General features: G+C 66.4%; 29 protein-coding genes. 17 read left to right on the top strand and 12 right to left on the bottom strand.

All coding sequences use genetic code 11. The features are described 5' to 3' along the window. The first annotated feature begins 7 nt into the window (after positions 1-7). The 7 genes from NS1_RS22645 (at position 8) to NS1_RS22620 (ending at position 5658) form a co-directional block, all read left to right on the top strand. Positions 8-907 (top strand): beta-ketoacyl-[acyl-carrier-protein] synthase family protein, encoded by a 900-nt coding sequence (locus tag NS1_RS22645; RefSeq protein ID WP_062987517.1) that lies wholly within the window; start codon positions 8-10, stop codon positions 905-907. Further along, on the top strand, positions 904-2562 hold the full coding sequence (locus NS1_RS22640) for a fatty acid CoA ligase family protein (protein ID WP_062987515.1): 1659 nt from the start codon (positions 904-906) through the stop codon (positions 2560-2562). Before NS1_RS22645 ends, NS1_RS22640 begins: the two co-directional genes overlap by 4 nt. Then, positions 2559-3602, top strand: a complete 1044-nt coding sequence (locus tag NS1_RS22635; RefSeq protein WP_062987513.1) for an NAD-dependent epimerase/dehydratase family protein — start codon at positions 2559-2561, stop codon at positions 3600-3602. Before NS1_RS22640 ends, NS1_RS22635 begins: the two co-directional genes overlap by 4 nt. Positions 3603-3636: 34 nt before the next feature. Beyond that, positions 3637-4842, top strand: a complete 1206-nt coding sequence (locus tag NS1_RS22630) for a hypothetical protein (protein ID WP_062987511.1) — start codon at positions 3637-3639, stop codon at positions 4840-4842. A 52-nt stretch (positions 4843-4894) separates the two neighbouring features. After that, positions 4895-5056 (top strand): hypothetical protein, encoded by a 162-nt coding sequence (locus NS1_RS40890; RefSeq protein ID WP_165610172.1) that lies wholly within the window; start codon positions 4895-4897, stop codon positions 5054-5056. Positions 5057-5194: 138 nt separating this feature from the next. After that, positions 5195-5323, top strand: coding sequence for a hypothetical protein (locus tag NS1_RS41805; RefSeq protein WP_255284647.1), 129 nt, complete (start codon positions 5195-5197; stop codon positions 5321-5323). Next, a complete protein-coding gene (locus NS1_RS22620) occupies positions 5320-5658 on the top strand; it encodes a 4Fe-4S dicluster domain-containing protein (protein ID WP_062987507.1) in 339 nt (112 codons plus the stop codon). Before NS1_RS41805 ends, NS1_RS22620 begins: the two co-directional genes overlap by 4 nt. Here NS1_RS22620 and NS1_RS22615 read toward each other — a convergent pair. After that, positions 5648-6406, bottom strand: coding sequence for a 2'-5' RNA ligase family protein (locus NS1_RS22615; protein WP_062987504.1), 759 nt, complete (start codon positions 6404-6406; stop codon positions 5648-5650). The two genes, NS1_RS22620 and NS1_RS22615, sit on opposite strands and share 11 nt — an antisense overlap. A 104-nt stretch (positions 6407-6510) precedes the next feature. Between NS1_RS22615 and NS1_RS22610 the strand changes: the two genes are divergently transcribed. Beyond that, on the top strand, positions 6511-6852 hold the full coding sequence (locus NS1_RS22610; RefSeq protein ID WP_062987502.1) for an LSm family protein: 342 nt from the start codon (positions 6511-6513) through the stop codon (positions 6850-6852). On the opposite strand, the gene NS1_RS22605 is transcribed toward NS1_RS22610, so the two are convergent. Both NS1_RS22605 and NS1_RS22600 read right to left on the bottom strand, forming a co-directional pair. Continuing rightward, positions 6853-7254, bottom strand: a complete 402-nt coding sequence (locus NS1_RS22605) for a YybH family protein (RefSeq protein ID WP_062987500.1) — start codon at positions 7252-7254, stop codon at positions 6853-6855. It abuts the gene before it with no gap. Positions 7255-7332: 78 nt separating this feature from the next. Then, positions 7333-7908: a hypothetical protein gene (locus NS1_RS22600; protein WP_156677488.1), complete on the bottom strand. Its 576-nt coding sequence runs from the start codon at positions 7906-7908 to the stop codon at positions 7333-7335. Between the two features lie 797 nt (positions 7909-8705). Here NS1_RS22600 and NS1_RS22595 point away from each other — a divergent pair. The 5 genes from NS1_RS22595 to NS1_RS22575 are packed head-to-tail and all read left to right on the top strand — an operon-like array spanning position 8706 to position 14566. Next, a complete protein-coding gene (locus NS1_RS22595) occupies positions 8706-10118 on the top strand; it encodes a condensation domain-containing protein (protein WP_084503925.1) in 1413 nt (470 codons plus the stop codon). A gap of 4 nt (positions 10119-10122) precedes the next feature. Beyond that, the gene (locus NS1_RS22590) at positions 10123-11385 is read left to right on the top strand and encodes a glycosyltransferase (RefSeq protein WP_084503924.1); all 1263 of its coding nucleotides are present in this window, start codon (positions 10123-10125) and stop codon (positions 11383-11385) included. Next, entirely contained in the window at positions 11382-12329 is a 948-nt protein-coding gene (locus tag NS1_RS22585) for an ATP-binding cassette domain-containing protein (RefSeq protein ID WP_062987494.1), read from the top strand. The genes NS1_RS22590 and NS1_RS22585 overlap by 4 nt, the downstream gene beginning before the upstream one ends. A 20-nt stretch (positions 12330-12349) precedes the next feature. Then, a complete protein-coding gene (locus NS1_RS22580) occupies positions 12350-13186 on the top strand; it encodes an ABC transporter permease (protein WP_062987492.1) in 837 nt (278 codons plus the stop codon). A gap of 9 nt (positions 13187-13195) precedes the next feature. Beyond that, complete coding sequence (locus NS1_RS22575; RefSeq protein WP_062987490.1) at positions 13196-14566, top strand: hypothetical protein; 1371 nt, start codon at positions 13196-13198, stop codon at positions 14564-14566. 12 nt (positions 14567-14578) lie between these two features. Here NS1_RS22575 and NS1_RS22570 read toward each other — a convergent pair whose 3' ends face one another. The 6 genes from NS1_RS22570 to NS1_RS22545 all read right to left on the bottom strand — a co-directional run bounded on the left by NS1_RS22570 (position 14579) and on the right by NS1_RS22545 (position 19333). After that, positions 14579-15952 (bottom strand): FAD-dependent oxidoreductase, encoded by a 1374-nt coding sequence (locus NS1_RS22570; protein ID WP_062987489.1) that lies wholly within the window; start codon positions 15950-15952, stop codon positions 14579-14581. Between the two features lie 106 nt (positions 15953-16058). Continuing rightward, positions 16059-16445, bottom strand: coding sequence for a hypothetical protein (locus tag NS1_RS22565; protein ID WP_062987486.1), 387 nt, complete (start codon positions 16443-16445; stop codon positions 16059-16061). Continuing rightward, complete coding sequence (locus NS1_RS22560; RefSeq protein ID WP_131817049.1) at positions 16435-16737, bottom strand: hypothetical protein; 303 nt, start codon at positions 16735-16737, stop codon at positions 16435-16437. The genes NS1_RS22565 and NS1_RS22560 overlap by 11 nt, the downstream gene beginning before the upstream one ends. A 47-nt stretch (positions 16738-16784) precedes the next feature. Then, positions 16785-17588, bottom strand: a complete 804-nt coding sequence (locus NS1_RS22555) for a HEAT repeat domain-containing protein (RefSeq protein ID WP_169812815.1) — start codon at positions 17586-17588, stop codon at positions 16785-16787. Between the two features lie 161 nt (positions 17589-17749). Next, positions 17750-18004 carry a hypothetical protein gene (locus NS1_RS22550; protein ID WP_157125346.1) on the bottom strand — a complete coding sequence of 85 codons (255 nt, stop codon included), beginning with the start codon at positions 18002-18004 and terminating at the stop codon, positions 17750-17752. A 600-nt stretch (positions 18005-18604) separates the two neighbouring features. Further along, positions 18605-19333, bottom strand: a complete 729-nt coding sequence (locus NS1_RS22545; RefSeq protein WP_084503919.1) for a winged helix-turn-helix transcriptional regulator — start codon at positions 19331-19333, stop codon at positions 18605-18607. Here NS1_RS22545 and NS1_RS22540 point away from each other — a divergent pair. Continuing rightward, positions 19261-19746: a hypothetical protein gene (locus tag NS1_RS22540; protein ID WP_062987478.1), complete on the top strand. Its 486-nt coding sequence runs from the start codon at positions 19261-19263 to the stop codon at positions 19744-19746. The two genes, NS1_RS22545 and NS1_RS22540, sit on opposite strands and share 73 nt — an antisense overlap. A gap of 339 nt (positions 19747-20085) precedes the next feature. Here NS1_RS22540 and NS1_RS22535 read toward each other — a convergent pair whose 3' ends face one another. From NS1_RS22535 to NS1_RS22525, 3 genes are all read right to left on the bottom strand, one after another. Continuing rightward, positions 20086-20538 (bottom strand): MarR family winged helix-turn-helix transcriptional regulator, encoded by a 453-nt coding sequence (locus NS1_RS22535; RefSeq protein ID WP_062987475.1) that lies wholly within the window; start codon positions 20536-20538, stop codon positions 20086-20088. 196 nt (positions 20539-20734) lie between these two features. Further along, positions 20735-21217 carry a hypothetical protein gene (locus NS1_RS22530; protein ID WP_062987473.1) on the bottom strand — a complete coding sequence of 161 codons (483 nt, stop codon included), beginning with the start codon at positions 21215-21217 and terminating at the stop codon, positions 20735-20737. After that, positions 21217-22968, bottom strand: coding sequence for a GMC oxidoreductase (locus NS1_RS22525; protein WP_062987471.1), 1752 nt, complete (start codon positions 22966-22968; stop codon positions 21217-21219). Before NS1_RS22525 ends, NS1_RS22530 begins: the two co-directional genes overlap by 1 nt. Before the next feature lie 124 nt (positions 22969-23092). Here NS1_RS22525 and NS1_RS22520 point away from each other — a divergent pair, with 124 nt between their 5' ends. From NS1_RS22520 to NS1_RS22510, 3 genes are all read left to right on the top strand, one after another. Then, entirely contained in the window at positions 23093-24133 is a 1041-nt protein-coding gene (locus tag NS1_RS22520; RefSeq protein WP_062987469.1) for an AraC family transcriptional regulator, read from the top strand. A gap of 104 nt (positions 24134-24237) precedes the next feature. Beyond that, positions 24238-25497, top strand: coding sequence for an APC family permease (locus NS1_RS22515; RefSeq protein ID WP_084503918.1), 1260 nt, complete (start codon positions 24238-24240; stop codon positions 25495-25497). A gap of 517 nt (positions 25498-26014) precedes the next feature. Beyond that, positions 26015-26215 (top strand): hypothetical protein, encoded by a 201-nt coding sequence (locus NS1_RS22510; protein WP_062987589.1) that lies wholly within the window; start codon positions 26015-26017, stop codon positions 26213-26215. Positions 26216-26355 lie beyond the last annotated feature (140 nt).

Here is a 26355-nt window from a genome sequence, read left to right as displayed (position 1 = left end):
TTTCGCCATGGGCATCCGTATCCGTTCCACCGGAACCAGCAGATCCACCGACACCCACAGCGTCGTCGAACACAGCGGCCGCGCCGCCCGGCAGTGCCTCGAACAGGCCGGTGTCCGCCCCGACCAGGTCGGCGTGCTGATCAATACCGGCATCTTCCGCGACTCGAACACCGTCGAACCGGCGGTGGCCGCGCTGATCCAGAAGGCAGCGGGCGTCGGGCTCGACTACACCAGGTCCGATCCGCGGACATTCTCCTTCGACCTGATGAACGGCGCGGTCGGCGTCGTCAATGCCGTGCAGGTGGCGGGCTCGGTGCTGGCGACCGGCAGTACCGAGCACGTCCTGATCGTCGCGGGCGACACCCATCCCTCGATGACGAGGTCGAGCGCCGACGCCGAATTCCCCTACGCCACCGCGGGTGCCGCGCTGCTGCTCGAGCAGGTGGACGGCCCCGAGGGCTTCGGTCCGGTCCACACCGCCACCGCGCCCGGCACTCCAGCGGGACAGGCCTATGTCGACACCACCGCCATGGGCACCGTCGGCCGCGCACTGATGACCGTCGAACGCGAACCCGACTACGAGGACCGAATCCTCACGGTCGCCACCGACGTCGCGCGGTCCGCGCTCGCCGACTTCGAGGGCGCCTTCGTCGCGTTGATCGCATCCACCCCGAGCCCGCATTTCCCCAAGCGGCTCGCCGACGCGCTCGGCATCGACCAGGACGCGGTGCGGGTGCCCGACCTGTCCGACGGCGACCCGCACACCGCCGCGCTACCGCTGGCCTATGCGCGCGCGAGCGCCGAGGGCACGCTCGTCGGCTACACCCATGTGCTGTTCGTCGCGGCGGGCGCGGGCCCGTCCGCGGCCGCGACGCTGTACCGCCTTCCCGCGGACACCACCGCGTGAGGACGGCCACCTACTGGCAGACCATCGACCGATTCCGGGAACTCGCCCGCGAGGAGCCCGACCGCGAGGCGGTCATCCATCCCGACGGTTCGACCGCCGACGGGCTACCCGAGTACCGCAGCATCACTTATCGCGAGCTCGATCGCTGGTCAGACGCCATCGCCGAACATCTCACCGACTCCGGGGTCGGCAGCGGCACCCGCACGATCGTGCTCGTGCTGCCGAGCCCGGAGCTGTACGCGATCCTGTTCGCGCTGTTGAAGATCGGCGCCGTACCGGTGGTGATCGATCCGGGCATGGGCGTGCGTCGCATGGTGCACTGCCTGCGTGCGGTCGAAGCGGAGGCGTTCATCGGCATCCCGCAGGCGCACGCTCTGCGGGTGCTGTTTCCGCGCAGCTTCCGGCGGGTGCGCACCACCCTCACCGTGGGGCGCCGCTGGTTCTGGGGTGGACCCACGCTGGCCTCGTACCGCCGCACCCCGACCGGCGCTCTGCCCGAACGTGTGGCCGCCGATCCGGACGAGTTGCTGATCATCGGCTTCACCACGGGCAGTACCGGTCCTGCCAAAGCCGTCGAGCTGACCCACGGCAATCTCGCCGCCATGGTGGAACAGGTGCACGCCGCCCGCGGGCGCACGCCACCGGACACCTCCCTGGTGACACTGCCGCTGGTCGGCGTCCTCGACCTGCTCCTCGGGTCACGATGCGTGTTGCCACCGCTGATTCCGAGCAAGGTCGGCTCGACCGATCCAGCGCACGTGGTCGATGCGATCCAGCGCTTCGGCGTGCGCACCATGTTCGCCTCGCCCGCGGTGCTCATTCCCTTGCTGGAACGGTTACGCGCACATCCGGTCGACGTGCAGTCGCTGGCCAGCGTCTTCTCCGGTGGTGCTCCCGTTCCGCACTGGTGTGTCGCGGGCTTGCGGGAAGTCTTGCGTCCCGATGTCGAGATCTACGCCGGATACGGCTCGACCGAGGCCTTGCCCATGTCGACCATCGAATCGCGGGAGTTGCTCGCCGGTCTGGTCGAGCGAGCCAAGAGCGGCGAGGGCACCTGCATCGGTCGACCCACCGATCGAGTACGGGTCCGGCTGCTCGCCATCACCGACGATCCGGTCGCGACCTGGGACGACACCGAACAACTCGGCCCGCGGGAGGTCGGCGAGATCGTGGTCGCCGGCCCGAATGTGAGCACGCGCTACTACTGGCCCGCGCATGCCAACACCGCGGGCAAGATCACCGACGGCGAGCAGATCTGGCATCGCACCGGCGATCTGGGATGGCTCGACGAGCAAGGGCGAATCTGGTTCTGCGGACGCAAGAGCCAGCGGATCAGCACCGCGCGCGGCCCGATGTTCACCGTGCAGGTCGAACAGGTCTTCAACGCGGTGACGGGAGTCGCGCGCACGGCACTGGTCGGCGTCGGCGCCCCCGGCACCCAGCGACCGGTGCTGTGTGTCGAGCTCGAACCCGGCGCCGACGCGGCGGCCGCACTCACCCGATTGCGCACCCGCGCCGCCGAATTCGACACGCTCGTCCCGATCGTCGAATTCCTCGTGCACCCGCGCTTCCCGGTCGATATCCGGCACAACGCCAAGATCGGCCGCGAACAACTCGCCCGCTGGGCCACGAAGAAACTGGATTCGCGACGATGAAGATCCTGGTCACCGGCGCGTCCGGATTCCTCGGCGGCGCCATCGTGCGCGCGCTGATCGCCGAGGGCACCCACGATGTCTCGATCCTGGTCCGGCGCACCAGCATTCTCGACGATCTCGGCCCCGCCGCGGCGCGCGTCACGGTCGTCTACGGCGATCTCGCCGACGCGGCCTCGCTGAGCAGAGCCACCAGCGGGATGGACGTGGTGATCCACAGCGCCGCGCGGGTCGACGAACGCGGCACCAGAGACCGCTTCTGGACCGAGAACGTCCGTGCCACCGAACTGCTGCTCGACGCGGCACGACGTGGTGGCGCCGGCCGGTTCGTCTTCATGTCGAGTCCGAGTGCCCTGATGGAGCGAGACGGCGGCGATCAGGTCGACGTCGACGAATCGCTGCCGTATCCGAGCCGCTACCTCAACCACTACTCCGAAACCAAGGCCGTGGCCGAGCGTGCCGTACTTGCCGCTGACACACCGGAATTCACGACGGTGGCGCTACGCCCGAGAGCGATCTGGGGCGCCGGGGACCGATCGGGACCGATCGTTCGGCTGCTCGACCGGACGGCCGCGGGCTCCCTGCCCGACCTGTCCTACGGTCGCACCATCGAGGCCTCGCTGTGCCACGTGGACAATATCGTGCACGCCTGCCTACTGGCGCTGACCTCGGACGCGGTGGGCGGCAAGGCCTACTTCGTCGCCGATGCCGAGAAGACCGACGTCTGGGGATTCCTCGGCGAAGTCGCTACCCGGCTGGGGTATCAGCCGCCTTCCCGCCGACCGAACCCTCGCGTACTGGCGGCCGTGGTCGCGGCCATCGAAACCGTCTGGCGCATACCAGCGGTCGCGAATCGCTGGTCGCCTCCCCTGTCGCGCTATGCGGTCGCCTTGATGACACGCACCGCCACCTACGACACCGGGGCGGCTCGCCGCGATCTCGGCTACACGCCCGTCGTGGATCGCGACACCGGTCTCACCGATTTCCTCACGTGGCTCGACCAGCAAGGCGGCATCGAAGCGCTCGCCGAAGATCTGCAGTAACGCACCCGCAACGACCGACTCGCAGAAGGTAATCATGAACGGCAGCAACGTTTTTCGTCGCCCGGTATCGACTACCGAGCGCATGTATTTCCCGATGCGCGAGCTGGCGCCGCCCTTCCTCATGCAGCTGGTCGTTCCCGGTGAGGGCAACATAGAACCGGAGTCATTGCGCACAGCGGTATCGGCGGCCGCATCGGTCACTCCCGGCGCGCGACTGCGGCGCCGCGGCGCCGAGTGGATCGACAGCGAGATCGCCCCGGCGGTGCGGGTGATATCCGACCACCGGCTGAGCTACCCCGAGCTCGAGACCGACCCGGTCCTCACCGGTGAGATCGGGCCGACCCCCGACACCACCGTCGAGGTCCTGTTGCTCACCGGCGCCTCGACGACGCTGATCTTCCGGGTCTTCCACGGCGTGATGGACGGCGTCGGCATGGTCGCGTGGGCGACCAATGTGCTGCGCGCACTGCGCGGCGAGGACCTCGTTCCCCACCTAGACCCGGTCGCCGACCAGGAACTCGTGGCGCGGGTCGGCGCACCGGGCAGGCCGACGCCGATGGTCCCGCGCTACCGCGCGGCCGTCGGGCGAGGCAGGCAGCATCGCGATCTCGCACCCCATCTGCTGCGTCATCGGCGCATCGATGCCGCCGGGCCCGGCGCGCTCGCCCGCGTCTGCGCCCTGCTGGCCGCCGAGACCCCGGGCATCTCGCGCATCATGATGCCCGTCGACCTCCGTCGCCACGACCCCGCGCTACGTTCCACCGCCAACCTCGCGCTCCCGCTGTTCCTCGATATCGAACCCGGCCGCGACTGGACCGCGATCAAGGACCAGATCAAGACAGGACTCCGCGAACGGCGTGAGCTGAATCAACTCGCCAACACCCGCATCACGCTCGTACCCGACCCGATCAACCGCGCCGTGCTGCGCACCACGAACTGGCTCGGTGCCCGCCTCGGCCGAAACCTGGCCTCGGCCACCGTGTCCCACATGGGTCGCTTCACCGCGGCGGAACTCGCCGTGCCCGGCTTCCGCCCGACCGGACTGTTCGTCCTGCCTCAGCACAGCATCGCCATGCCCCTGCTGTTCGGGCTGACCGAATTCGACGGCCACACCCACCTGACCGTGTCAGCACGCAACGGCGCGGGCATCGAGTCCCGCCTCGAAGCCCTACTCGACCGCATCGTCGCCATGCTCGAAGCCGAACTTCGCGCACCGAGCCCGGCAGACCAGCGGCCGTGACCCAGCCGCACGGCCGAGCGGCCAGGTCGCTACCGCGACTATCCTGAACCTCGTGGGCATCATCGGCGAACTCTTCCCAGGTAAGAAGCTGCAGAACGAAGGCAGCGGCGACTCCAACGGCCAACCCCACCTCGACTTGGACCTCGAGGCGGGCGTCATCCGCCTGTCCGGCACTACCACCCCGCACCCGACCGACGACGAATCCGACGCCTGACCTGCGAACTCCCGTTGTCGGGTCCGCGCGCCCGGCTGGGCAGTGCACCACCGATCGCATCGCTGCAATTCGATCGACGCGCCCGCCGTCGGCGGACAGAATCACTTAGCTGAGCGGGCGCGCACCGAGACTCGTGGGATGAGCAAACGCGCCGATCATCCCGACCTCGATCCGGCCCAGCATCACCACCTGCATTCGGGTGGGCTCGACGAGCCGTGGGTCGGTTCGGCGAGCACCCGCAACTCGGGTCTGGCGGTGGCGTCGTGATCGAACTGCTGCGTGCGCAGGACTGCATCGGCTGCGACAAATGCGTGACGGCCTGCCCCACCAATGTCTTCGATCGCGTCGACGGCGGGATCCCGGTTATCGCACGGCAATCGGACTGCCAGACCTGCTTCATGTGCGAGGCGTACTGCCCGACCGATGCCCTCTACGTCGCGCCCGAGGTCACGCCGCTGCCGCCGGACGCGGCGGTTCCCACCGAGCACATCGGCCGATATCGCGAGAAGCTCGGTTGGGGGCACGGGCGCACCGCGGGCGCCCAGGTCGCGGTGGGGCCGCGACTCCCGCACGGGGCGCCGCCGCCGCGGCTCAATCCCTGAGCGTAGGCGGCATCGGGTGTCGCAGCGGGCCGAACAGCGGGTCGTCGAACACGCTCTGTTCGACGACCGGGTCCGGTTCACGCAGTAGGCCGGCGGTGCTGACATCGGACCAGTCGTATCGTCCGTCCTCGCACTGCAATTCGACCATCGAGACCGCGGAGACCGTGTCGTCGAGGGCGAAGTCGTCCAACCCGTCCTCGGCGAGCGCGGTGCGGATCTCGCGCATCGGTGTCGGGTGGGTCGCGTGGGCCAGCGCCAGGTAGGGGCGCAGCGGCTCACCGTAGTCGGGGATCCGTTCCCGGATCCACACCTCGGTCAGCGCGTCGGTCAGGTCCGCCCGCACCCGGAGCAGGTCGTCCGAGACGGTGATGGGCAATCGGATCGATTCGGCGGTGACCTCCGGCGGTCCGAACGCGAGTTGGAACGGCGCGAGCTGGGCGAGGAGATCGCGTGCGCCTGCCACCAGGGCCGCCAGGTGCACCCCTTTGACCCCGTCGGCGAACCCGATGCCCTGCACACCGATCCGCAGCCGCGCGGCGTCGACCTGTTCGAGGCCGGGCAAGCGCGAGAGAGTGGGCGCGAAGATCTCGAGCAGTTTGTCGGCGACCGGCTGGCTCGGCGTGATCTGCCAGTTGTAGAACGAACGACCCGGTGTCCACCCCGGACGCCACCACCAGCGGCTGGCAACGGTCATCTCGCTCGCGATCATGGTGCGCAACCTCCCGATCTCGCCCGGCACGATCGGCATCGATGCGATGCCGGCTACCTCACAGCGACGGTATTCCCGGTGTGATCGGCGAGCAACCTGGCGAGACCGTTCCGTTGCGCCTTCGACGCACTACACTGACTGCCATGCCCGTTCGTCGGCTGATCACGCTTTCCGCGTTCGCCCTCCTGCTTCCTCTCGCCGTTTCCGCGTGCACCATGACCGGACCCGGCACCACCTCCGAATGCACCGTGAGCGGCTGCACCGTCACCTTCGACCGGGGCGTGAGCGCCAAGGCCTCGATCCTCGGTATCGACGCCGAACTCGTCGCCGTGAACGGTGACATGGTCACCCTGAGCGTCGGCGGCCAGCAGATCACGGTTCCGGTCGGCCAGTCCCAGGCCAGCAACGGCACCGATGTTCGCGTCAGCGAGGTGACCGACGACAAGGTCGTCGTCGTCTTCGCCACCGGCCTGAACCCGAACTGATCAGCCGGGCACGTTCGACCGAACTGCCGGTGCACTGACCACCCAGGGCGCGTTCGGTTGATCGAGGATCCAGCGCCAGCTGCCGTCGGGCTGCCTGCGTGCCACCTCCACGGTCGCGCCGGGGCCACCGGGCAGACGCGACGATGTCAGCGCCAGATCACCCGCGAGTAAGGCGGGCGCCTGGTGACCGGGTTGGAACACGGGTCGATCGGCGACCAGTCGCGTATAGGCTGCCCTGATCTCGTCCACCCCGGTCGCGACGACCCCATCCGGCAGTGCGAGCACCGCGTCGGACTCGTACAGCTCGACGAGTCCGTCCACATCACCGGCGTTCAATCGCTCGACCACCAGCCGGCTCAGATCTTCCGGGCGCTGCGCACGTTCTCGCACATTCTCGGCCATCGCCACCCTCCCTCGACTCGGGTTGTGCGACAACGGTAACGCCGGGGTACGACACGAATCGGGCACGCGGCACGGCGGTCAGGGGTGCTCGTGCAGCGTCACCGCGAATCGGTACCAATTTCCGTCATAGGGCGTATAGACGGGCTGATATCCCGCACCGCCGTGATCCGGCGGCGGAGTTCCCGGCGGAAAGTAGGCCAAACCGCCGACAATCGCCATGTCATCGATAGTGAACTGGCATCCCCCGTCGTCGGGCCTGACGCCAGTGGCCCGAATGACACCGAACCACTGACCCTCCGATTCCCGGCAATTCCGCGCGGCATCGGTCATCGCCGCCGATGACAGCCACCATCCCACTTTGTCCGGTACCCCGAACCACACCAGGCCCAGCCCGACGATCACCACCACCGGGGCGACGACGACGGCCCGATACTCCCGATACCGAGCACACCCGATCGGCGCCAGGATCATCCAGGACACCCCGCAGGCCAGCAGCATCACTACCGCGACAACCCAGCCGAGAAGGTCGATGTGGGTGGCATCGACCACGAGCGTCACCGCGATCGCCACCGTCGCGAACCCGGTGGTGACCCACATTGCCACCGACCATCGCCGTGGCGCCTGATCTGTCGTGCGCGTCCCCACCGTCGTCATCAGCCCACTCTACGATCGGCTCGCCCGCCGAGGAACGGCGAAACCCCCGAAAGCCAACGGCCTCCAGGGGTTTCACAGAAACAGCGTGATCTCAGCCGATCACAGTGGCGGGAATCCCGACGATCCGGTCGCCATCCAGTTCCAGAACTCGGTGACGCGGTTGAGGACCAACGCCATGATGTCGAGGACAGTGCTTCCCATTGTCTTCCTTCACATTCGGACGAACACTTCGCGCCTTCACCATAGCAACCGGCCTCGAGTGAGCAACGTTGTGATAACAGACAGATGACGACGCCCGCACTGGTTTCCGACAACGACCCCATACCGGTCACCGACCTCCGCGCCACGGATATATCCGGCCGACAATCCGCGGGTGCACCGATCGTCATATAACGAACGACATATATGAATCGCGGCAGGTGAACGCAAGGGAAACAAACTCGGACGACCGCCCCCGCGAGTGTGATCGTGCATACAAGGATCATCTCATCCGGAATGAACAAAATATCTGGAGACAATCACGTACCCGAATGCGCCTACTTCCAACACTGAAGCACGACAAGAGAACCCGTCACGCGATGACATAAAACAGCAGGCGACAGACTTTTGTTCAGTGAAACCGTGGTGCCCGTCACCGTCTTCCTCTCAGCAGAATCACATATACGATCACTCACGCCGAGGCTTCACGGAAATGTATTACCGCCGAAGTTCGACGCATCAGGTGACACAGTGCGGTGTTCTCCCGAATCCCACCCTTCCGCCGCTTCGGCATGCATTCGTCACGAGGTGAACCGGTCATGGAATACACCCACCTGTCCGAATTCGAAATCCGTTCAGGCGTTTTGTCGATGTGGACGCCCGAACTCGCCGCCGACGCATGGCGGCTCGACGATCGTCCGCTGACCAGCGTGCACGCCGATTACTGCGCGAGCGTCGATCCCGCCGATCCACTGCCCGGGCGCGGCCGCTGGATCGGCACCGTCTTCGAGATGGACGCCCCGCTCGACGCCCCCACCTGGCGCGAGACGCTGCGGCGCTGGCACGCCAGGCACGAGGGCCTGCGCACCACAGTGAGCACCGCGGCCTCGGGCGAACCGCGCAGACTCGTCGCCGCACCCGCCACCGTCGGCATCGCCGAGCAGCCGGTAGCCGAACTCACCGACGGCACCCGGATCAACGAATTCCTTCGTGGCACGCTCGAAGAGCGTCTGTCGCCACTGGTGTGGCCACACTGCCTCGCGGCCACGATCGAGCACACCGACACCGGAGATTTCACGGTGCTCGTCGCCGCCGATCACTCCGTGATGGACGCCTATTCCCAAGCCATTCTGATCCTCGAGCTACGCACGCTCTACCGCGAGGTCGCGGTGGGCGACCAGGCGCGCGAGTCCGTCACTTTCGGCAGCGCGGCCGACTTCGCCGTCCTGGAACGGGCGAGCGCGGCCGAACTGGATCCGGCCTGCCCCGCGGTCGCCACCTGGCGCGAGTTCCTCGCCGACGGTGCGATGCCGCGCTTCGCCCCGCATGCCCAGCGGCCCGCTCCCGCGGATCTACCCCAGCCCAGCGTGTCGCGACGGCTGCTCGATCTCGGCGAACTCGAGCAGATCGAAGCGATCCTCGACCAGGTGCGACACCGGATGTCGGTAGCGGTGTTCGCCGCGTTGGCCGTGGCCAACCAGCAGCGATTCGGCGCGAACCGGATGCGCACCGTGATGCCGATCGCGACCCGCCCCGACCTGCGCTGGGTGGAATCGATGGGCTGGTTCGTCAATGTGGTGCCGGTCGATATCGCCCTGCCCACCGGTTCGGGCATCGCCGAGGCCATGGACCTCGCACGTGCCGCGTTACGTCGTTCGCGCACCGCCAACGACGCCTCCTGGTCGCGAGTGCTCGGCCTACTCGATGTCACCGAGACACCGCGGTTCGGCATCTCGTTCCTCGACATCCGGGTCCTGCCGGGCTACGAGTTGGTCGCCGACCTGCGTGGGCGGACCTTGCGCGCGGAGTCGTACTCACCCGACGAGGTGTTCCTGTGGGTGGTGCGCGCGGCCGACGGGCTGTACGTGTCGACCCGGTACCCGGCGGGGTTCCCCGCCGAGGTGATGGACGAATTCCTGACCGCGTTCGGGCAGGCATTGTCATCGATCACCGCCGCGGTGCATGCGGGTCCCGCTGCCGACGCGCTCCGTGTCGCCGTGCAGGCGGGATGAGCGGATGCGGTCACTGTTGGCTTTCACCGGCAGCCGCGGAGACGCCCAGCCCGGCATCCTGCTGGCCCGTGCGCTGCGCGAGCGCGGTCACGACGTGACGTTGGCGCTCGCGCCGAACCTCGTCACCTTCGCCCATGACCACGGCGTTCCCGCGGTTCCGTTCGGCCGCGATACCGCCGATCTCCTGCACGCGCAGCGCACCGACCGACGCTTCACCAGCCGCGATCCACGCGCCCGGCTGCGGGCACTGTTCGACCTGCAGCGACGTGGAGTGCCCGAACAGATCGAGGACCTGCGCGCGCTGGCACCCGGACACGATGTGGTGGTCGCGGGAATGGCGGGTGAGGAAGCCGCCGAGTCGGTGGCGCGGGCGGTCGGACTGCCGTTCGCGGCCGTGCACTTCTTCCCGATCCAGCCCAACAGCGCGGTCCCTGTCGCGCCGGTGCGCTGGGCTGCCCACCTCCCCGGGTTCGCGCACCGATGGGGTTGGTCGGTGTTGGCCCGCGCACGAGCCGCAGCCCTCGCCCCGGTCCTGCCGGTCACTGCCGCGCCGACTGTAGCGAGCGTGCGAATTCAGGCCTATGACCCGCGGTTGTTCCCTGGTGTAGACGAACAGTTGCCAGGGCCGTTCGTCGGGTTTCCGGTCGATTCGAACGGATTCCTCAGCAGTGCAGAGGTTTCCGAGCCCCCGATGTCGTCACCGAGTCTGGATTCGTGGCTGGATGAAGGATCCGCGCCGATCTACGTCGGATTCGGCTCCATGGATGTCGGCGATCCGGCCGCGTTCGTCGCGACCCTGCGCGAGGTGTGTGCCCGGCGAGGTCGTCGGCTGCTGCTCGCGTCGGGCTGGGCGACGATCGGTCCGGGGTTCGAAGACGCCGTCGCGATCGTCGGTCAGGTCGATCACGCCCGGGTGCTGCCTCGTTGTGTCGCGGCCGTGCACCACGGCGGCGCCGGGACGACCGCGGCCGCGCTGAGAGCGGGTGTGCCGCAAGTGATCTGCTCGGTCCAGGCAGACCAGCCCTACTGGGGCCAGGCGTTGCGGCGACTCGGCCTCGCGGCCACGATTCCCGCGAAGAAGCTCACCGGCGAACGCCTCGACGCACTACTCGATCTGGTCTCGCGTCCCGACGTGGTCCTACGCGCGGCATCCTATTCCGCCGATTTCGCCACCGACGGTGTCGAGCGAGGCGCCGATGTCGTCGAGGCGCTGGTGGGTTCGCCGGTCCCCGCTGACCTGCTCCACTCCGCCGGGAGGCAACTGTGAATACCGATATCGCCATCCGCACCACCGGTCTCGGCAAGTCCTACGGTGATTTCACCGCCGTCGGCAGCGTCGATCTCGCCATCGCGGCGGGCACCGTCTTCGCCCTGCTCGGCCCCAACGGCGCGGGCAAGACCACCACCGTCCGCATGCTCGCGACCCTGGTCCGTCCCGATCGCGGCACCGCCGAGATCTTCGGCTACGACATCGCGCGCGACGCCACCGCCGTGCGATCGATGATCGGGCTCACCGGCCAGTACGCATCGGTCGACGAAACTCTCACCGCCGGTGAGAATTTGCGACTGTTCGGCCGTCTGCTCGGGCTCTCCCGCCGTGATGCCGCGCGCCGCAGTGTCGAACTTCTGGAGGAGTTCGAACTGTCGAAGGTCACCGACCGGCCGGTGAATCAGTTCTCCGGCGGCATGCGGCGGCGGCTCGATCTGGCGGCCACCCTGATCACCGACCCGCCGCTGATCTTCCTCGACGAGCCGACCACCGGCCTCGACCCGCATACCCGCGAGAAGATGTGGGGCGTGATCCGCCGGCTCGTCGCCCGTGGCGCGACCGTCCTGCTCAACACGCAATACCTCGAAGAAGCCGACGCATTGGCCGACCGGATCGCCGTCATCGATCGCGGGACGATCGTCGCCGAGGGCACGGCGGCGCAGCTGAAGTCCTCGATCGGCGACCAGGTGCTGCGCCTGGAACTCGCCGATGCCGCCCAGTCCGCCCATGCGGAGGCCATCGTCGTCGAGCTCACCGGTGAGGTACCCGAAGGGTCTTCGGCGGGCATGCTCACCGTCGCGCTCACCGATGCCGGCACCGCCGCCGATATCGTCGCCGCCTGCCGCGCCGCGGGCATCGCGCTGCGCGGTTTCGCTGTCGACCGTCCCGATCTCAACGAAGTATTCCTCGCTCTGACCGGCACCGACCGCGTCGCCGCCTGATCCGAAAGACCGAGGCCACCATGACTGCCACCATCACCGAGATCGCCGTGGAACACACCGCGCCTCCGATGATCGACCGCCGTCCCCGCATCACCCATGTCAGCATGCGCGCCTCGCTGTTCCAGTCGCTGATGATGGCGTGGCGAGGTCTGCTCACCTTCCGGCACAGCCCGCAGTTGCTCTACGACGCGCTGCTGCTGCCGATCGTGGGGCCGCTGCTGTTCGGCAGCATTTTCGGCACGGCCATCGCGGGTAGTACGCAGGCGTACCTGCCGATTCTGATTCCCGGCGTGCTGGTGCAGATCGTGCTCACCTCGTCGGTCGCCACCGGAGTGCAACTGTCCGAAGACATTCGGTGCGGGGTCTTCGATCGGTTCGTCGCCATGCCGATCGCCCGGTCGGCGCCGGTCGCCGGGGCGCTGCTGGCCGGGGCCACCCGGTATGTCATCGCCGCGACCACGGTGGTGATCGTCGGGTTCGCGATGGGTTATCGCCCGGATCATCCGGTCGGATTCGTCGCCGGTGCGGTGCTCGTGGTCCTCGCCACCATCGCGATCAGCTGGTTGTTCGCGTTCATCGGAGTCATCGTGTCGAGACCCGCCGCGGTGCAGGGCATGTCGATGCTGGTGCTCACCTTCTTGAGTTTCGCTTCCAACGCGCTGGTGCCCGAGTCGGCGATGCCGACCTGGCTTGGCTACGTCTCCGACTACAACCCGGTGTCCTACCTCGTGTCCGCGGTGCGCGGGCTCGCCGAGGACGGTGTCGTCGGCACCGACGCGCTCTGGTCGGTGGTGGCCTCGCTCGTGATCGCCGCCGTCTTCGCGCCACTGACCGTCCGCACCCTGCGTGCTCGCTGAGGAGTTCTGATGACGCTCACCGCCCCGGCCATCGTCACCGCGCCCGTCGCGGTCAACCGGCTCACCGCCGACGACGACCTGTTCCTCAAGCTGCACAGCCTCTACGGCAACGCACTGGTCAATCAGCTCGCCTGGCGGTTCGACGAGCCACTGGCCCCCGAGCTGCTCGCCCGCTTCCACGCCCACTTGGCCCGGGGTTTCCTGGCCCGCCGTGTGCAACCGACCCGGGTTCCGTTCGCCCGTCCCTACTGGCTCCCAGCGACGGAATCGCTGCCGCTGGGCTGGGATCCGGTGCCCGTCGCCGACGAGGAGATCCTCGACTGGTATTTCGCGCAGAGCCGAGTCGACTTCGATCCCGAGACAGGACAGGTGTGGCGGCTGTCCGCGGCGCCGACCACGGCGGGTGGGACGCTGGTGTCGCTGGTGACCTCGCATGTGGCATCCGACGGCGGCGCGGTGCTGTTCGCCGTGGGCGACGCCCTGGCCCGACTCGATGAGAGCCCTGACTTCACAACCGGTTCGGGCCAGCTGGTGGGCAAACCACCGCAGAACTCGTTGAGCGCGAACGTGATCGATGCCGGCAAACAGCTGCGTGCGGTCGCGAAGGGAATTCGCGCGGCGATCGCCACCCGTGGCGTCACCGAGCCGGACCGCACCGTCCGTCCCGCACTCCCAGCGCTCCCCCTTCCGACCCACTGGTCACCGGCCGACCTGGTGGTTCAGCTCGACCTCGCCGAGTGGAACGCCACCGCCACACGGCATTCCGGCACCACGAACGGGCTCCTGATCGCGCTGGGCGCCGGCATTCTCGGTCGCAGCGGGCGCGTCGGCGACACCGCCGACATCCGCGTGGACATCCCCCATTCGATGCGCACGCCCGACGACCCCCGCGCCAACGCCACCACCGGTCTGCCGATCTCGGTCACCTACCGCACCGGCGAACGCATCGACCTCGCCGCTGTCCGCTCCGCCGTGAAGCGCGCCGCCACCGCCTACCGAGACCCTGCCACCACACCCGCCCCGCAACACCTACAACCGTTGCAGATGATCCTCCCCCGCTTCGTCCTGCGCCATTTCGCCCGCACCGCCAAAGCCCCGGAATGCCTGTGCACCAACCTCGGTGAAACTGCCAGCGGCGTAGCGGATTTCGCGGGCCAGCACGCCTCCGCCGTACTCATGCGCCCGGTCGTCTGCACCAACGACACCACCATGTTCCGCCGAGTCGAGGTAGGCGTGAACCTGTCCTTCTCCACCGACGGCCACATGGTCACCTTGGCGGTCACCGGCGCTGACCCCGACCGCTTCCCCACCCGGGCTGCCCTGCGCGAGCTGTTGTCGGCAGAGTTCGAGTCGTGGAGCCTCACACCCAGCTTCTGGTGACTTTCGAGGTGGTCATCGCCCCTCTGCCACCGCACGGACCGCTGCTCTGGCGGCGACGAGGACGGGGTCCCACACCGGGGAAAACGGTGGTGCGTAGCCGAGATCGAGGGCGGTGACCTGTTCCACCGTCATTCTCGCGGTGAGTGCCACCGCCGCGATGTCGATGCGCTTGGCGGCGCCATCGCGACCGACGATCTGCACACCGAGCAGGCGACCGGTGCGACGTTCGGCGAGCATCTTCACCGTCATGGGCTCCGCGCCGGGGAAATACCCCGCGCGGCCGGTGGATTCGATGGTGACGCAGTGGAACTGCAACCCGGCACGCCGAGCGTCCTTCTCCCCCAAACCGGTTCGAGCCACCTCCAGGTCACACACTTTGCTCACCGCCGTGCCGACCACACCTGGGAAGGTGGCATAACCGCCACCGACGCCCGATCCGATCACCTGCCCGTGCTTGTTGGCGTGGGTCCCGAGCGGGATGTGACGGAGCGTGCCCGACACCAGGTCCAGTACCTCCACACAATCACCACCGGCCCAGATGTCGTCGTACCCACGCACGCGCTGGGCGAGATCGGTGAGCAGACCATCGCTCTCGCCCAGCGGAAGCCCTGCCTGACGGGCGAGATCAGTCGCCGGACGTACGCCGATCCCCAGCACGACCACAGCGGCCGGGTACTCGGTATCGGCGGTGGTGACCGCACAGACCTTGCCATCCGCGGCCGTCCGCATGCCGGTCACCTCGACGTCACGGATGATCCGTATTCCCATCCCCTCCATGGCTTTTCGCACGAGCGCGCCCATGTCCGAGTCCAGCGTGGACATGGGTTCAGCGGCTCGGGTGATCATGGTGACCTCGAATCCCCGACGCACCAACGCCTCAGCCATCTCGACACCGATATACCCCGCACCCACCACGACGGCTTCCCGTCCGGTCGCCGACTCCAGCCCGTCGATGAGCGCCTGCCCGTCATCGAGGGTCTGCACGCCGTACACGCCCTCGGCGTCGATACCGGGTAGTGGCGGGCGAACCGGCGTCGCACCGGTGGCCAGCACGAGCTGGTCGTAACCCGTCCACCCCTGCGCACCGGTGTCGAGATCGCGAGAAAGCACCCGTCGCCCCACCGGGTCGATCTCGGTCACCTCGGTCCGCATCCGCAGATCGATATCACGAGCGCGGTGTTCGGCCACCGACCGCGCGATCAGATCATCGGCACCGGGAACATCCCCGGCCACCCAGTACGGAATCCCGCACGCCGAGTACGAGGAGTGGTTGCCCTTCTCGAACACCACGATCTCGAGCTCACCGACATCGCGCAACCTCCGCGCCTGCGACGCCGCCGCCATCCCTGTCGCATCCGCACCGACAACCACCATCCGTCCGCCCATGCCACCACCGTACGAGAGCACGTCGCGGTTTCGGCCACCAGCACCGCGAGTCACCTGTTCAGGACGGACGCCGAGTGCCGTTCTCGCGGACATACCGCGCGATTTCCTAGATCGTGCGCCGCTCCCATTGCAGCGCGTCCAGGCGATTTCCCTTGCGCTCCAACCACTCCCAGATGAAGTCAGCGACCGTTTCACCGTCTCGCACGGTCGTTGATGCCAACTCGTCGAGGGAATCGGGTGAGCGGATCTCGAGGTAGTAGTCGGTGTCGCTGTGACGGTAGGTCTGGATGAATTCGGGGTGGTCGGGACGGGATACCGTCATGAACGAGCCGCCGCGACTGTATTTCAGTTTGCTGATCCAATAGCCGAGTTGGGTGCGGGTGAGTGTGGTCAGGGTGCGCTCACCGACCGTCACGTCCAGGTTTCGGTGGATCGTCGGCGCTGTGTCCGGTAGTACGTCGGTCCACTCGCGGCCGGTTTCGTCACTCTTCATCCGGATACCCCCAGTCGAAAGCCACGCGGGCCTGCGGGACGAGTGCTGCCACCCGGCGGGTGAGGCGATCTTCGAAAGCCCCACTCCAGCGGAAGAATCCGCTGAAGATCACCGGGTAGTCCGATTTCGCGCGGACGAACAGACCGTCCGCGGTCTCCTCCATCCAGACGAAGACCTCGTCCTCGAGTCGCTCGTCCTTGAAGACCTCGACGAGCAAGTCGGTCATCCCCACCCACTCGCGTTCGTTCGCGAGCCCCCGAACAGTCAGGGCGACATCGATATTCACTGACACCGGACGAGACTATCGTCAGGCACCGACAACTCTCCCGGGCTGCGCGCTCAGGATTCGCGGGCCGCGATCGCGGCTTGGATGCGGCGTAGCGTGCGCAGGCCCTTCTTCGCGGCGACGCTGACCATGCCGTCGAAGACGGTGGAGCCACGATCGTTGGCCATCAGTCGTTCCAGTGTCGGCACGGCGCGATCGTCGCCGGTCGAACCGAGGGCGACGGCCGCCCAGTAGCGCTTGTCGGGATCGTCGCCCGCGGCCGCCTCGATCAGCCTCGGGATGATGTCCGGGGCGAATTCCGACAACGCGCTGGCGATGTAGCCGATGCGGTAGTAGCGGCGATTCTCGAATTCGTCCCAGAGTGCGGCCAGCGCCGCGTCGCCGCCGATCATGCCGAGCGCTTCGGCGGCGCGCTCGCGCATTCCGCTGATCGAGTCCTGCAGCAGGGGCGCGAGCACCGGGACCACCGATTCGTCGCCGAGTACGCCGAGGGCGATCACCGCCTGGTCTCGGGCAATGTCCTGTGGGTGATCCAGCATCGCGACCAAGCCGGGAACCGCCTCCTGGATGCCGAGGGCCGCGCAGCCCATCGCGGCCCACGCCTGGCAGTTGTAGCGGGTGTCGGCGAGGGACGCGAGCAGAGGCTCGCGCAGGGTGTCGTCACCGAAGACCTCCGCCCGGTTCAATGCCCTGCTGTAGAGCGACCGGTGGTAATCGGGATAGTCACGCACGAGCGCGCGCAATGTCTCCTTGGCGGATGTGTCGCCGTCCTCAGCCCGCACGAGCAGGAGCCGCAGATTGTCCTCGCGGGTCTCGAGATCGCCGTCTTTCAGGAGTCGCACATCAGCTGGGTTCACCGCCCAACGGTACCTGGCGATCAGCCGGATACTCGACACGCCGCAGGTCACAGCGCCGCGCCCTTGGTACACCATTGATCAGCGCCCAGACCACGCGAACGCTGGACCGACAAACCCCGCGTTTGTCGAATGTGCCCTCTTGGCGCCGCCACTTCAGGAGGTCAGTGAGTGAAGTAGATCAGCGCCACCGTGGACACAACCAGAAACAAGACGGCCCAAGCGGCTTGCGACAGCACCGCGATCATCCATCCCACAGCGCTACGCCCCGGCTTCCAGCCCAACTCTGCCAATTCAGCCGCGATGAGGTCCCGCACCGGCTGTTCTCGATCCTGATCGCGTCGAAACGGCGTACCACCTTCGGTTGGCCACCAGTGTTCGAAGGTTCGGGCGAAGCGGCGCTTCTCCTCGAGGATCACGGTGAAGGAATAGGGAGTTCGTTCCTGGTGTACGGCCGGGCGATACAAAGTTCACGCTGCCCGACCGACCGGACCTCGAAGGTCGGGTGACTGGTCAGCGCGAGCCGCAATCGATGCTCCAACTCGGTTCTCGGGGAGTCGGTTTCGTCGAGCATGCACGGAGCCTACTGCGCCGATCAACCAAACCCACCGACAACGAAATCTCCCGGGAACCCGAAGGCTCCCAGGAGCTTTCGTTCGAATCGTCGTGCGATCAGCCGTTGTTGCATCCTGTGGCTGAACCGGGGGCATGGTGCGGACGTGGTGGGGTGCGGCGTGCTCGGCAAGGAAGAGGAAGGAGTACCCCGGACCCGACGCGGCCGGAGTAGGGTCCGGCGATCATTGCCACCCGCCTACGCGGAGTACGCCGCTGCGGGAACCCAGGGTCAAGCCCTGGGTTTTCGGGGTACCGGCCCCGCGGAAACTGTGGAACGCTACCGCTTCACGCGGTTCCCGGTCGAGTGCCGGGACTGACCACACCGATGCAAGGACCACCGGACCATGCGAATCGCAGGACTGACCGCTCTCGCGCAGCTATCGTCGGACTGTCCTGCCAGCTTCCTACGCATCGGATATCGTTGTGCGCCAATCGAACCAGCTGGAGAATCCGGCAACGAGACCGGGCTCGCCGTGTATGCGGAAACGGCCCGTGCGGAAAGCGTCATCGAGGCTGGAGGTCCCGGCCACCAAGCGGTGCAACTCACCGAGTTCGGTGGTAACCCACAGATCGGTGTCGTACCCGGGGTGGCGCAAGCAGGCGCTGACATCATGCCGAGCGAGTACCAGCCAGCCGTGTTCCTCGGCCCCGCTGGGATCGTCGAGGATGAACTCGATCGAAACACGCTGGGCGGGAAGGTATTCGGTGCGAACGAACTGCCGCAGTCGCCACAGTACCCAGCCGGTGTCGAGTTGCTCGGGCCGAGGGTCCCCGAAATGCCATCGTCGCGCCCAATCACCGAGCTGCCATATCAAGGGTTCGAGCGCGGCTCCGGCCTGAGTGAGCCGATACTCGGGTCGCCCGTCGGCGTCGGCCATCCGGGTTACCAGCCCGATGCCCTGCAACCGACGCAGCCGGGCAGACAGCAGGGTGCGGCTGATGCCGGGCAGCCCGCGATGAATGTCGTTGAACCGATGCGACCCGAGCAACAGCTCGCGCACCAGCGGCAGGGTCCATCGATCTCCTGAACGAGCTGCGAGACCACGCCGGCCGCCATGGCGTGGGCCACTCCATCCGCACCGTCCATGCCGATCTCCGCGATGCCCTGCCCCGCCTCGTCGATCCCGGCACAGTCACCGCCGTGGTCTGTATGGGTGACACCCTGCCTCACCTGCCGAACCGGGCCGACGTGCGGCAGCTGATCACCGACGTCGCTGGGGCCCTGCACCCGGGCGGGAGTTTCGTGGTCACCTACCGCGACCTGAGCGGGGAACGGCGCGGCCTGGACCGCTTCGTTCCGGTCCGCGAGACCGACGACCGGATACTCACTTGTTTTCTCGACTACATCGATGAGAGCACGGTGATGGTTCACGACCTCCTACATACCCGCCGTGCGGGCGCCTGGCAGCTGACCACCGGGTGCTACCCAAAACTTCGCCTGCCGCAGCAGTGGCTGATCGACCAGTGCCACAGGGCGGGCCTCGCCGTGCGCCATTGCGACACAACACCTTCCGGCCTGCACATCCTCCACGCTGTGCGCGACTGACGATCTCGGTCCGCGGTAGACGCCCGGCGACCGTCGATGAGTTCGGTCGTCGCCAGCAGTTACTCCAAACGCCGGCCCAGCCAGCTGGGAGACCACATCGAACTGATGGTGCGGGCGAGCCACCACAAGACATCGTGACCGCAGCCGTGGTACCGGCCGAAGATAGTCGCAAGACATGTAGGACGACTCGCTTCATGGATATCCAGGTCTGACCAGGTGGCCGGTCTCAGTCAGTGGCAGGACTTCGATGCCGTCAACTCGACGTCACGGCTTGGACATCACTGGAATTCGGAGCCCTCGGAGCACGAAAGGTGTCCGATGCGCGCCCGCTCGGTGTTCTCAACTCGGGTTGCGTGATTTGAGGTGGCGTGCGAGGTCAGCCGTCATGGCCGCGAACTGGCGCGTGAGTTCAGGTGTTGACCAGGCGTCGAGCAGCAGTTGACGCACAGCGATGATGTAATGCGGTACCGCGTCGGTAAATGCGTCGAGACCGGCGTCGGTAAGCCCGACGTACCTGCCGGTATCGTTGCCGCGGGTCAGCAGTCCAGCCCGTTCGAGTTTGGCGACGACGTGCGACATTCGCGAGATCGACGCATCGGTTGCTTCTGCTAACAGGATCATGCGCTGGCGTCGTCCAGGTTGGGCGTACAGCAGTTCCAGAACACGGTATTGGATGTGGTTGAGCCCGCACTTTCGTCGCAGCCGTGTTTCGAGCTCAGGTGCCATCAATGCCACTACGCTGGCCAAGGAATTCCAGGCGTCGACTTCGTCGTCTGTCAGGGGTCGGCTCATCGCGGCGCGGTCTCGAAGTGAACGGTAACCCTGTCCAACATGTCTTTCGCTCCAGTCGAACCGCGAGGCTTCCGGGATCCGCGATACCCATCGAGGTGACGCCGGGCATGCCGAGTGGATGCTCGACGCCGATTCCCTGCAGGTTCGACGAGCATCACGAGAACACCTGGCACCACTGCACGGAAACTGTCATGAATCAGCGGATCCGTCGGTGGAGGACGAACGGCGCGCCGGTGGACGGGCCTCCCGGAATGCCGAATGTCAGCCCCAGTAGCCCTCGGGAGCCGAAAGGACGGAGTTCGTCGGTGACGCGGTTCCAGGGAAACCGTGCGGTCGCGGGGTAGCTGACGATCAACGCCGGCTCGCCGTCGACGCGTGAGGAGCCGATCTGCGCGGTGATCGGGATAGATGGCTCGACAGTGCCGCGACGGCGTACCAGGTTCACGCCGCGCAGATAGGCGTCGGAATCATCCGGTTCGGTGAAGGACTTACCGCACCACCCTCGCATTCCTGTCACCGCTACGGTCAACGGTCCGCAACCGCGCAACCAGAGGGGTCCGGCGAATTGTCCTTTGTGATCGCCGACAAGGTCGGACAGCCTTGGTTCGGGGGCGGCGCGGAACGCGGCATACACAGTGTGCAGTTTGCCGCGGGCGTTCACATCGGGGGACGTGGACATCAGTTCTGCTCCTGGTGACAAGGGGATTCGACGCCGACCGCGGTGATGGGTAGTCGCAGCGCGGCGGGCGAACGGGTCGGCACGGTCGCGGCGGTGGGGGTCACCGCGACGAGCCGCTGGTAGGGCGAGCCGAGGCGCGGGCGGCTGTCGGTCTCGCCTTTGTTGGGCCACAACGACATTGCGCGTTCGGCCTGTGCGGTGATGGTCAACGACGGATTGACGCCGATGTTCGCCGATACCGCCGCACCGTCCACCACATGCAGACCGGGATGGCCGTAGACGCGGTGGTAGGGGTCGATAACGCCGTCTTCGGGAGACTCGCCGATGATGCAACCGCCGAGAAAATGGGCCGTGACTGGAATGTCGAAGATCTCGCCGACCGTGCCCATCGGAAACCCGTCGATCTTTTCGGCCGCGCGTCGCATCACATCGTTGGCGACCGGAATCCAAGTCGGGTTCGGTTCGCCGTGGCCCTGTCGCGACGTGACCCGGGTCCGGCCGAAACGCTTCTTGGTGTAGAGCGTCAGAGAGTTGTCGTGGGTCTGCATGACCAGCGCGATGATCGAGCGTTCCGACATGTGGCGGATCCCGAGATAGAGCGAGGCGAGGTGGCCGGGGTGACGCAGTACCTGTCCGACCCAGGTCACCCAGCGGGGGAATCGGCCCCCTCCGTCGGTCATCACTGTCGCCATCAATGCCACGGCGTTGGAGCCTTTGGCGTAGCGATTGGGTTCGATGTGGGTGTGCTCGTCCGGGTGGATGGACGAGGTGATCGTGACGCCTCGGGTGAAGTCGTATTTCTTGCGGTTACGCATTTTGGTCGTCACACCGACGAGCGCTTCGGAATTGGTACGGGTCAGCGTCCCCAGCCGATCCGAGATGCCCGGCAGCGTTCCATCGTTCTTGAGACGGTGCAGCAATTGTTGTGTGCCCCAGGTGCCCGCGGCGAAGATCACCTGATCCGCGGTGAACGTGATGGCAGTGCGCTCGGACAACCACGCACCGGTTTCCACGGCGGTCACTTCATAGCCGCCCTGGGGCAAGGGCTTCACACGGGTCACGGTCCGTTCCGGATACACCGCGGTCCCAGCTTGTTCGGCGAGGTAGAGATAATTCTTGACGAGGGTGTTCTTGGCGCCGTAGCGGCACCCGGTGAGGCAGCCTCCGCATTCGATACAGCCGGTTCGAGCGGGTCCGGCGCCGCCGAAATACGGATCCGCGACCGTCACCGATGGTTCTTTCGCGTCACCGCGACCGAAGAACACGCCGAGCGGTGCCATGGAAAAGGTATCGCCGACCCCCATGTCGTCGGCGACCTCTCGCATCAGCTCGTCGGCGGGTGTGAGCGTGGGATTCGGCCGGACGCCCAGCATGCGCTTGGCCTGGTCGTAATAGGGGGCGAGCTCCGCGCGCCAGTCGGTGATGTGCGCCCACTGGCGGTCATCGTAGAAGTTGCTCGACTTGGGCTCGTAGAGGGTGTTCGCGTAGACGAGCGAACCACCGCCGACACCGGACCCCGCCAATACTACGACATCGGGCAGCACATGGACACGTTGGATCCCTTTACACCCGAGCTTGGGCGCCCACAGAAATTTGCGAATATCCCACGATGTCCGAGGGAAATCCTCGTCGGCGAATCGGCGACCTGCCTCGAGTACCGCGACCCGGTATCCCTTCTCGGTCAACCTCAGCGCCGAGACACTGCCACCGAAACCACTGCCGATGACAACGACGTCGTAGTCGGAACTCATGTGCTGGAAGGCTCCTGCCGTGATATGCGCGAGCTCACCACGTTACGAAGGCGGTGTCGCCGACCATAGGGCTATCGGCGCCACATGACTGTCATTTTCTGCCATCCGTGGGTAGGTTCGTCGCGTGGCGCGTTTCGAGTTCGATCAGCACCTGCCGATCAGTGCGGCCAGTGTCCAGCTCATGGTCCAACTCGCCGCGCGTCGTGGATGGTCCGCGGACGAGTGCCTCGCCGGTTCGGGCATCGACCCTGGTGCGCTCGATGATCCGTTCGCTGAGATCACCGCCCGTCAAGAATTCGACGTGATGCGCAATCTCGACGAGTTGCGGTGCGGCGAGCCCGGATTCTGGGTCGAGGTGGGGACGAACTATCACGCGGGGATGCACGGCTCGTGGGGAATGGCACTGCTCACCAGCCGGTCGCTGCGAGATGCCATCGAGTTGACCACGGAGTTCGTCGAACTCGCCTGGGTGTTCACCACGATCACAGTCACCGAATATGTGGACACCGACGAGGTCGGTATCACCATCGACAGCAGCGATCTACCACCGGATGTGGCTTCGATTCTGGTGGAACGGATTTCGGCGGCGATCACTTCGATCCTGCGCGACCTGACCAATACCGGCGTGCCGGCATCCTCGGTGCGCTTCCGGCACTCCGCGCCATCGAACACCAGCCGCTACGTCGACGCGTTCGGAACAGAACCGTCTTTCGATGCCGATCGCAACGAGATGGTCGGCGACTCGTCCTGGCTCGACACTCCCCTTCCGCAGGCCAATGAACTGGTCCGGCGTGGCTACGAAGCCGCGTGTCGCGACCTGCTCGGCAAGCGCCGTGCCCGAACCGGTTTCGCCGGTGCGGTGCGCGATGTCCTCACGCGCGAACCCGGCCGGATCCCACCACTCGCCGAGGTGGCCGATGTACTGAACGTGAGTCCACGCACGCTGGCGCGGCGTCTCACCGACGAAGGTGCGTCGTTTCGCACACTGGTCGATGAGCTGCGCCAGGCGTTGGCCGAGGAATTGCTGCGGAACTCACCGCTGACTACAGCCCAGATAGCGAATCGTCTCGGGTACACGGATTCGGCGAACTTTATTCGGGCGTTCAAGCGATGGCGAGATATGACACCGCGATCGTTTCGGTCGACGTCCGCTACGCGATGCTGAAAACCAAGCGGCCCTACCGAATCCCTGAACCGGTTGCTGCTCGAGGATCGGCGCGCACGACGTCATAACGATCACGATCCACCGCTACCAACACCTGTGGGCCGATCGACGACTGGTCGACATGGGCCGCGAGGTATTCCAGGGCGACCCGGGCGCGTGACATCTGCTGGTCCAAGGCGCTGGCCACCAAGTACCCGCGAGCAGGCGGATCGGCCCACTACGTCACCACCGCGTTCGGTCCCGCAGCTGGTTCGTTCGTCGGTTTCTGCATGCTCGCTGCGGGCATCGTCTCGGTGGGCGCGCTGGCCAGGGCGTTCGCCGGAGACTACTTGCAATCGTTGATCGCGTTACCGACTCTTATGGTCGTCGTCGTCTTCCTGGCACTGCTCGCCGCACTCAATATCCGCGGGATCAAGCAGTCCCTCGGTGCGAATGCGGTGGCCACGCTGGTGGAAGTCGGCGGTCTGCTGCTGATCATCGCCTTGGGCGTCTGGCTGATACTGCGCGGTGACGCGGATCTGGGCCGGCTCACCCAGGTGGGCACCGCCGATCACGGCGCCATCGGCGCGGTGCTGGTGGGCTCGGTGCTGGCGTTCTACTCGTTCGTCGGGTTCGAGACCTCCGTGAATCTGGCTGAGGAGGTCAAGGATCCGCGGCGGTCCTATCCCACAGCGCTTTTCGGGGCATTACTTACCGCGGGAGTGGTGTACGTGCTGGTCGGTGTGGTCGCCAGCGCTTGCGTACCCACCGGTCAACTGGCGCAGTCCAGCGGGCCGCTGCTCGAGGTCGTTCGCGCCGCCGGTGGCGTCCCCGACTGGCTCTTCAGCGTGATCGCACTGGTCGCCGTCGCCAACGGCGCGCTGCTCACCGGCATCATGTCGTTACGGTTGGCCTACGGGATGGCCAACGACGGGCTGCTACCGCCGGTTCTGGGCCGGATCCTGGCGAGTTGGCGCACACCATGGGTGGCGATTCTCGCGACGTCGACCGTGTCGCTGATCCTGGCGTTGACCGGCGAAGTCGACTCGTTGGCCGCCACATTGGTGCTGTTGCTGCTGTTCGTCTTCACAAGTGTCAACGCGGCAGTGCTGGTCTTGCGCCGAGACAACGGCGAACCCGACCACTTCCGAATTCCGACCATCTTTCCGTGGCTGGGCTTGGCTTCTTGCCTATTCTTGTTCACCCGGATCGACGGTGAGGTGTGGATGCGCGGACTCGTGCTCGTCGCCTTCGGCGTCGTGCTAGCCCTCGTCAACGGGATCCGGGCCCGCCGAAACGGCGTGATCGAGGCAGACCGAACGAACGGGTATGGCGAAACGACGACGAAAGAGGATTCTCATGCCGAGAACCAGCGACACCGATGACGAAGCCGACGAGCCGAAAGGCCGAAGGCCCGGATCTACCGATCAGGGTCGCCAGGGAGGGATGGCAACACGGGAAGTAGCCCCAGAGTTGAGCGAGCCAGAAGACCCACAAGCACCACCCGACTGACCTGTCTGTCGTTCGTCTGATTCGTCGAAGCCCGTCTAGCCGACGCGATCAGGGGCCTACCAGCTCATACGCACAGCATCGGGGCATGATGACGGTAGCGGCATCCATGCCATATCGATCGCCCCCCTCGCACACAGGTGGGAGCCTTCCGGCGGAATGAACAACCTCGACCAGATCCTCTGGGCCATCGGGATCGTGGTCCTCATCATTGGTCTGGTGCTAGTAGCATTGGGGGCGACGGGCCGCGCCGTCGGTGGGTTGACCGCCGGTCCGGATCTACGATCAGATCGGCAACGGATCGAAGCACACTCGAGCGATCAGAACGAACGTGAGGAAACCCGCGAGGGGCTCGGTCTCCGGTCCGTCCCTCGAATACGGAGGAGGTGTGTGATGCGTTTGATCACCTTGCTCGTGCTCGTCTGGCTGATCATCGGCGCGATCGCGGCCGGGCAACGCGGATATTTCACCGACGCAGAACAGAACTGCGCCAGTGTCGGGACGATTGCGGTGACCGTGATCGCGGGACCACTGAACTATGTCGGGGTCAATCCCAAGGTGACCGACTGCCATGTGCCACAACCCAGCCCCTGACCGGCATCAACGAGAGCACCGAGATTGCAGTTCAGCGCGGACCCAGCCGGAACGAGCTCATTTCTGGGTGGTACTGCGGGTATGTCCGGTGTGCCATGCGGGTTGCGCACAGCACATCGACGTGCGGGATCTAGGGTTTG

This window comes from Nocardia salmonicida NBRC 13393, assembly GCF_001613085.1.
Lineage (GTDB): Bacteria > Actinomycetota > Actinomycetes > Mycobacteriales > Mycobacteriaceae > Nocardia > Nocardia salmonicida.
This window is presented reverse-complemented; position numbering and strand designations above follow the sequence as displayed.

Excerpts from the sequence above, each read along its gene's own strand:
- NS1_RS22645 (WP_062987517.1), top strand. The coding sequence starts at position 8 with ATGGGCATCCGTATCCGTTCCACCGGAACCAGCAGATCCACCGACACC.
- NS1_RS22635 (WP_062987513.1), top strand. The coding sequence starts at position 2,559 with ATGAAGATCCTGGTCACCGGCGCGTCCGGATTCCTCGGCGGCGCCATC.
- NS1_RS22630 (WP_062987511.1), top strand. The coding sequence starts at position 3,637 with ATGAACGGCAGCAACGTTTTTCGTCGCCCGGTATCGACTACCGAGCGC.
- NS1_RS41805 (WP_255284647.1), top strand. The coding sequence starts at position 5,195 with ATGAGCAAACGCGCCGATCATCCCGACCTCGATCCGGCCCAGCATCAC.
- NS1_RS22615 (WP_062987504.1), bottom strand. The coding sequence starts at position 6,406 with ATGCCGATCGTGCCGGGCGAGATCGGGAGGTTGCGCACCATGATCGCG.
- NS1_RS22610 (WP_062987502.1), top strand. The coding sequence starts at position 6,511 with ATGCCCGTTCGTCGGCTGATCACGCTTTCCGCGTTCGCCCTCCTGCTT.
- NS1_RS22605 (WP_062987500.1), bottom strand. The coding sequence starts at position 7,254 with ATGGCCGAGAATGTGCGAGAACGTGCGCAGCGCCCGGAAGATCTGAGC.
- NS1_RS22600 (WP_156677488.1), bottom strand. The coding sequence starts at position 7,908 with ATGACGACGGTGGGGACGCGCACGACAGATCAGGCGCCACGGCGATGG.
- NS1_RS22595 (WP_084503925.1), top strand. The coding sequence starts at position 8,706 with ATGGAATACACCCACCTGTCCGAATTCGAAATCCGTTCAGGCGTTTTG.
- NS1_RS22590 (WP_084503924.1), top strand. The coding sequence starts at position 10,123 with ATGCGGTCACTGTTGGCTTTCACCGGCAGCCGCGGAGACGCCCAGCCC.
- NS1_RS22580 (WP_062987492.1), top strand. The coding sequence starts at position 12,350 with ATGACTGCCACCATCACCGAGATCGCCGTGGAACACACCGCGCCTCCG.
- NS1_RS22575 (WP_062987490.1), top strand. The coding sequence starts at position 13,196 with ATGACGCTCACCGCCCCGGCCATCGTCACCGCGCCCGTCGCGGTCAAC.
- NS1_RS22570 (WP_062987489.1), bottom strand. The coding sequence starts at position 15,952 with ATGGGCGGACGGATGGTGGTTGTCGGTGCGGATGCGACAGGGATGGCG.
- NS1_RS22565 (WP_062987486.1), bottom strand. The coding sequence starts at position 16,445 with ATGAAGAGTGACGAAACCGGCCGCGAGTGGACCGACGTACTACCGGAC.
- NS1_RS22535 (WP_062987475.1), bottom strand. The coding sequence starts at position 20,538 with ATGAGCCGACCCCTGACAGACGACGAAGTCGACGCCTGGAATTCCTTG.
- NS1_RS22530 (WP_062987473.1), bottom strand. The coding sequence starts at position 21,217 with ATGTCCACGTCCCCCGATGTGAACGCCCGCGGCAAACTGCACACTGTG.
- NS1_RS22525 (WP_062987471.1), bottom strand. The coding sequence starts at position 22,968 with ATGAGTTCCGACTACGACGTCGTTGTCATCGGCAGTGGTTTCGGTGGC.
- NS1_RS22510 (WP_062987589.1), top strand. The coding sequence starts at position 26,015 with ATGCGTTTGATCACCTTGCTCGTGCTCGTCTGGCTGATCATCGGCGCG.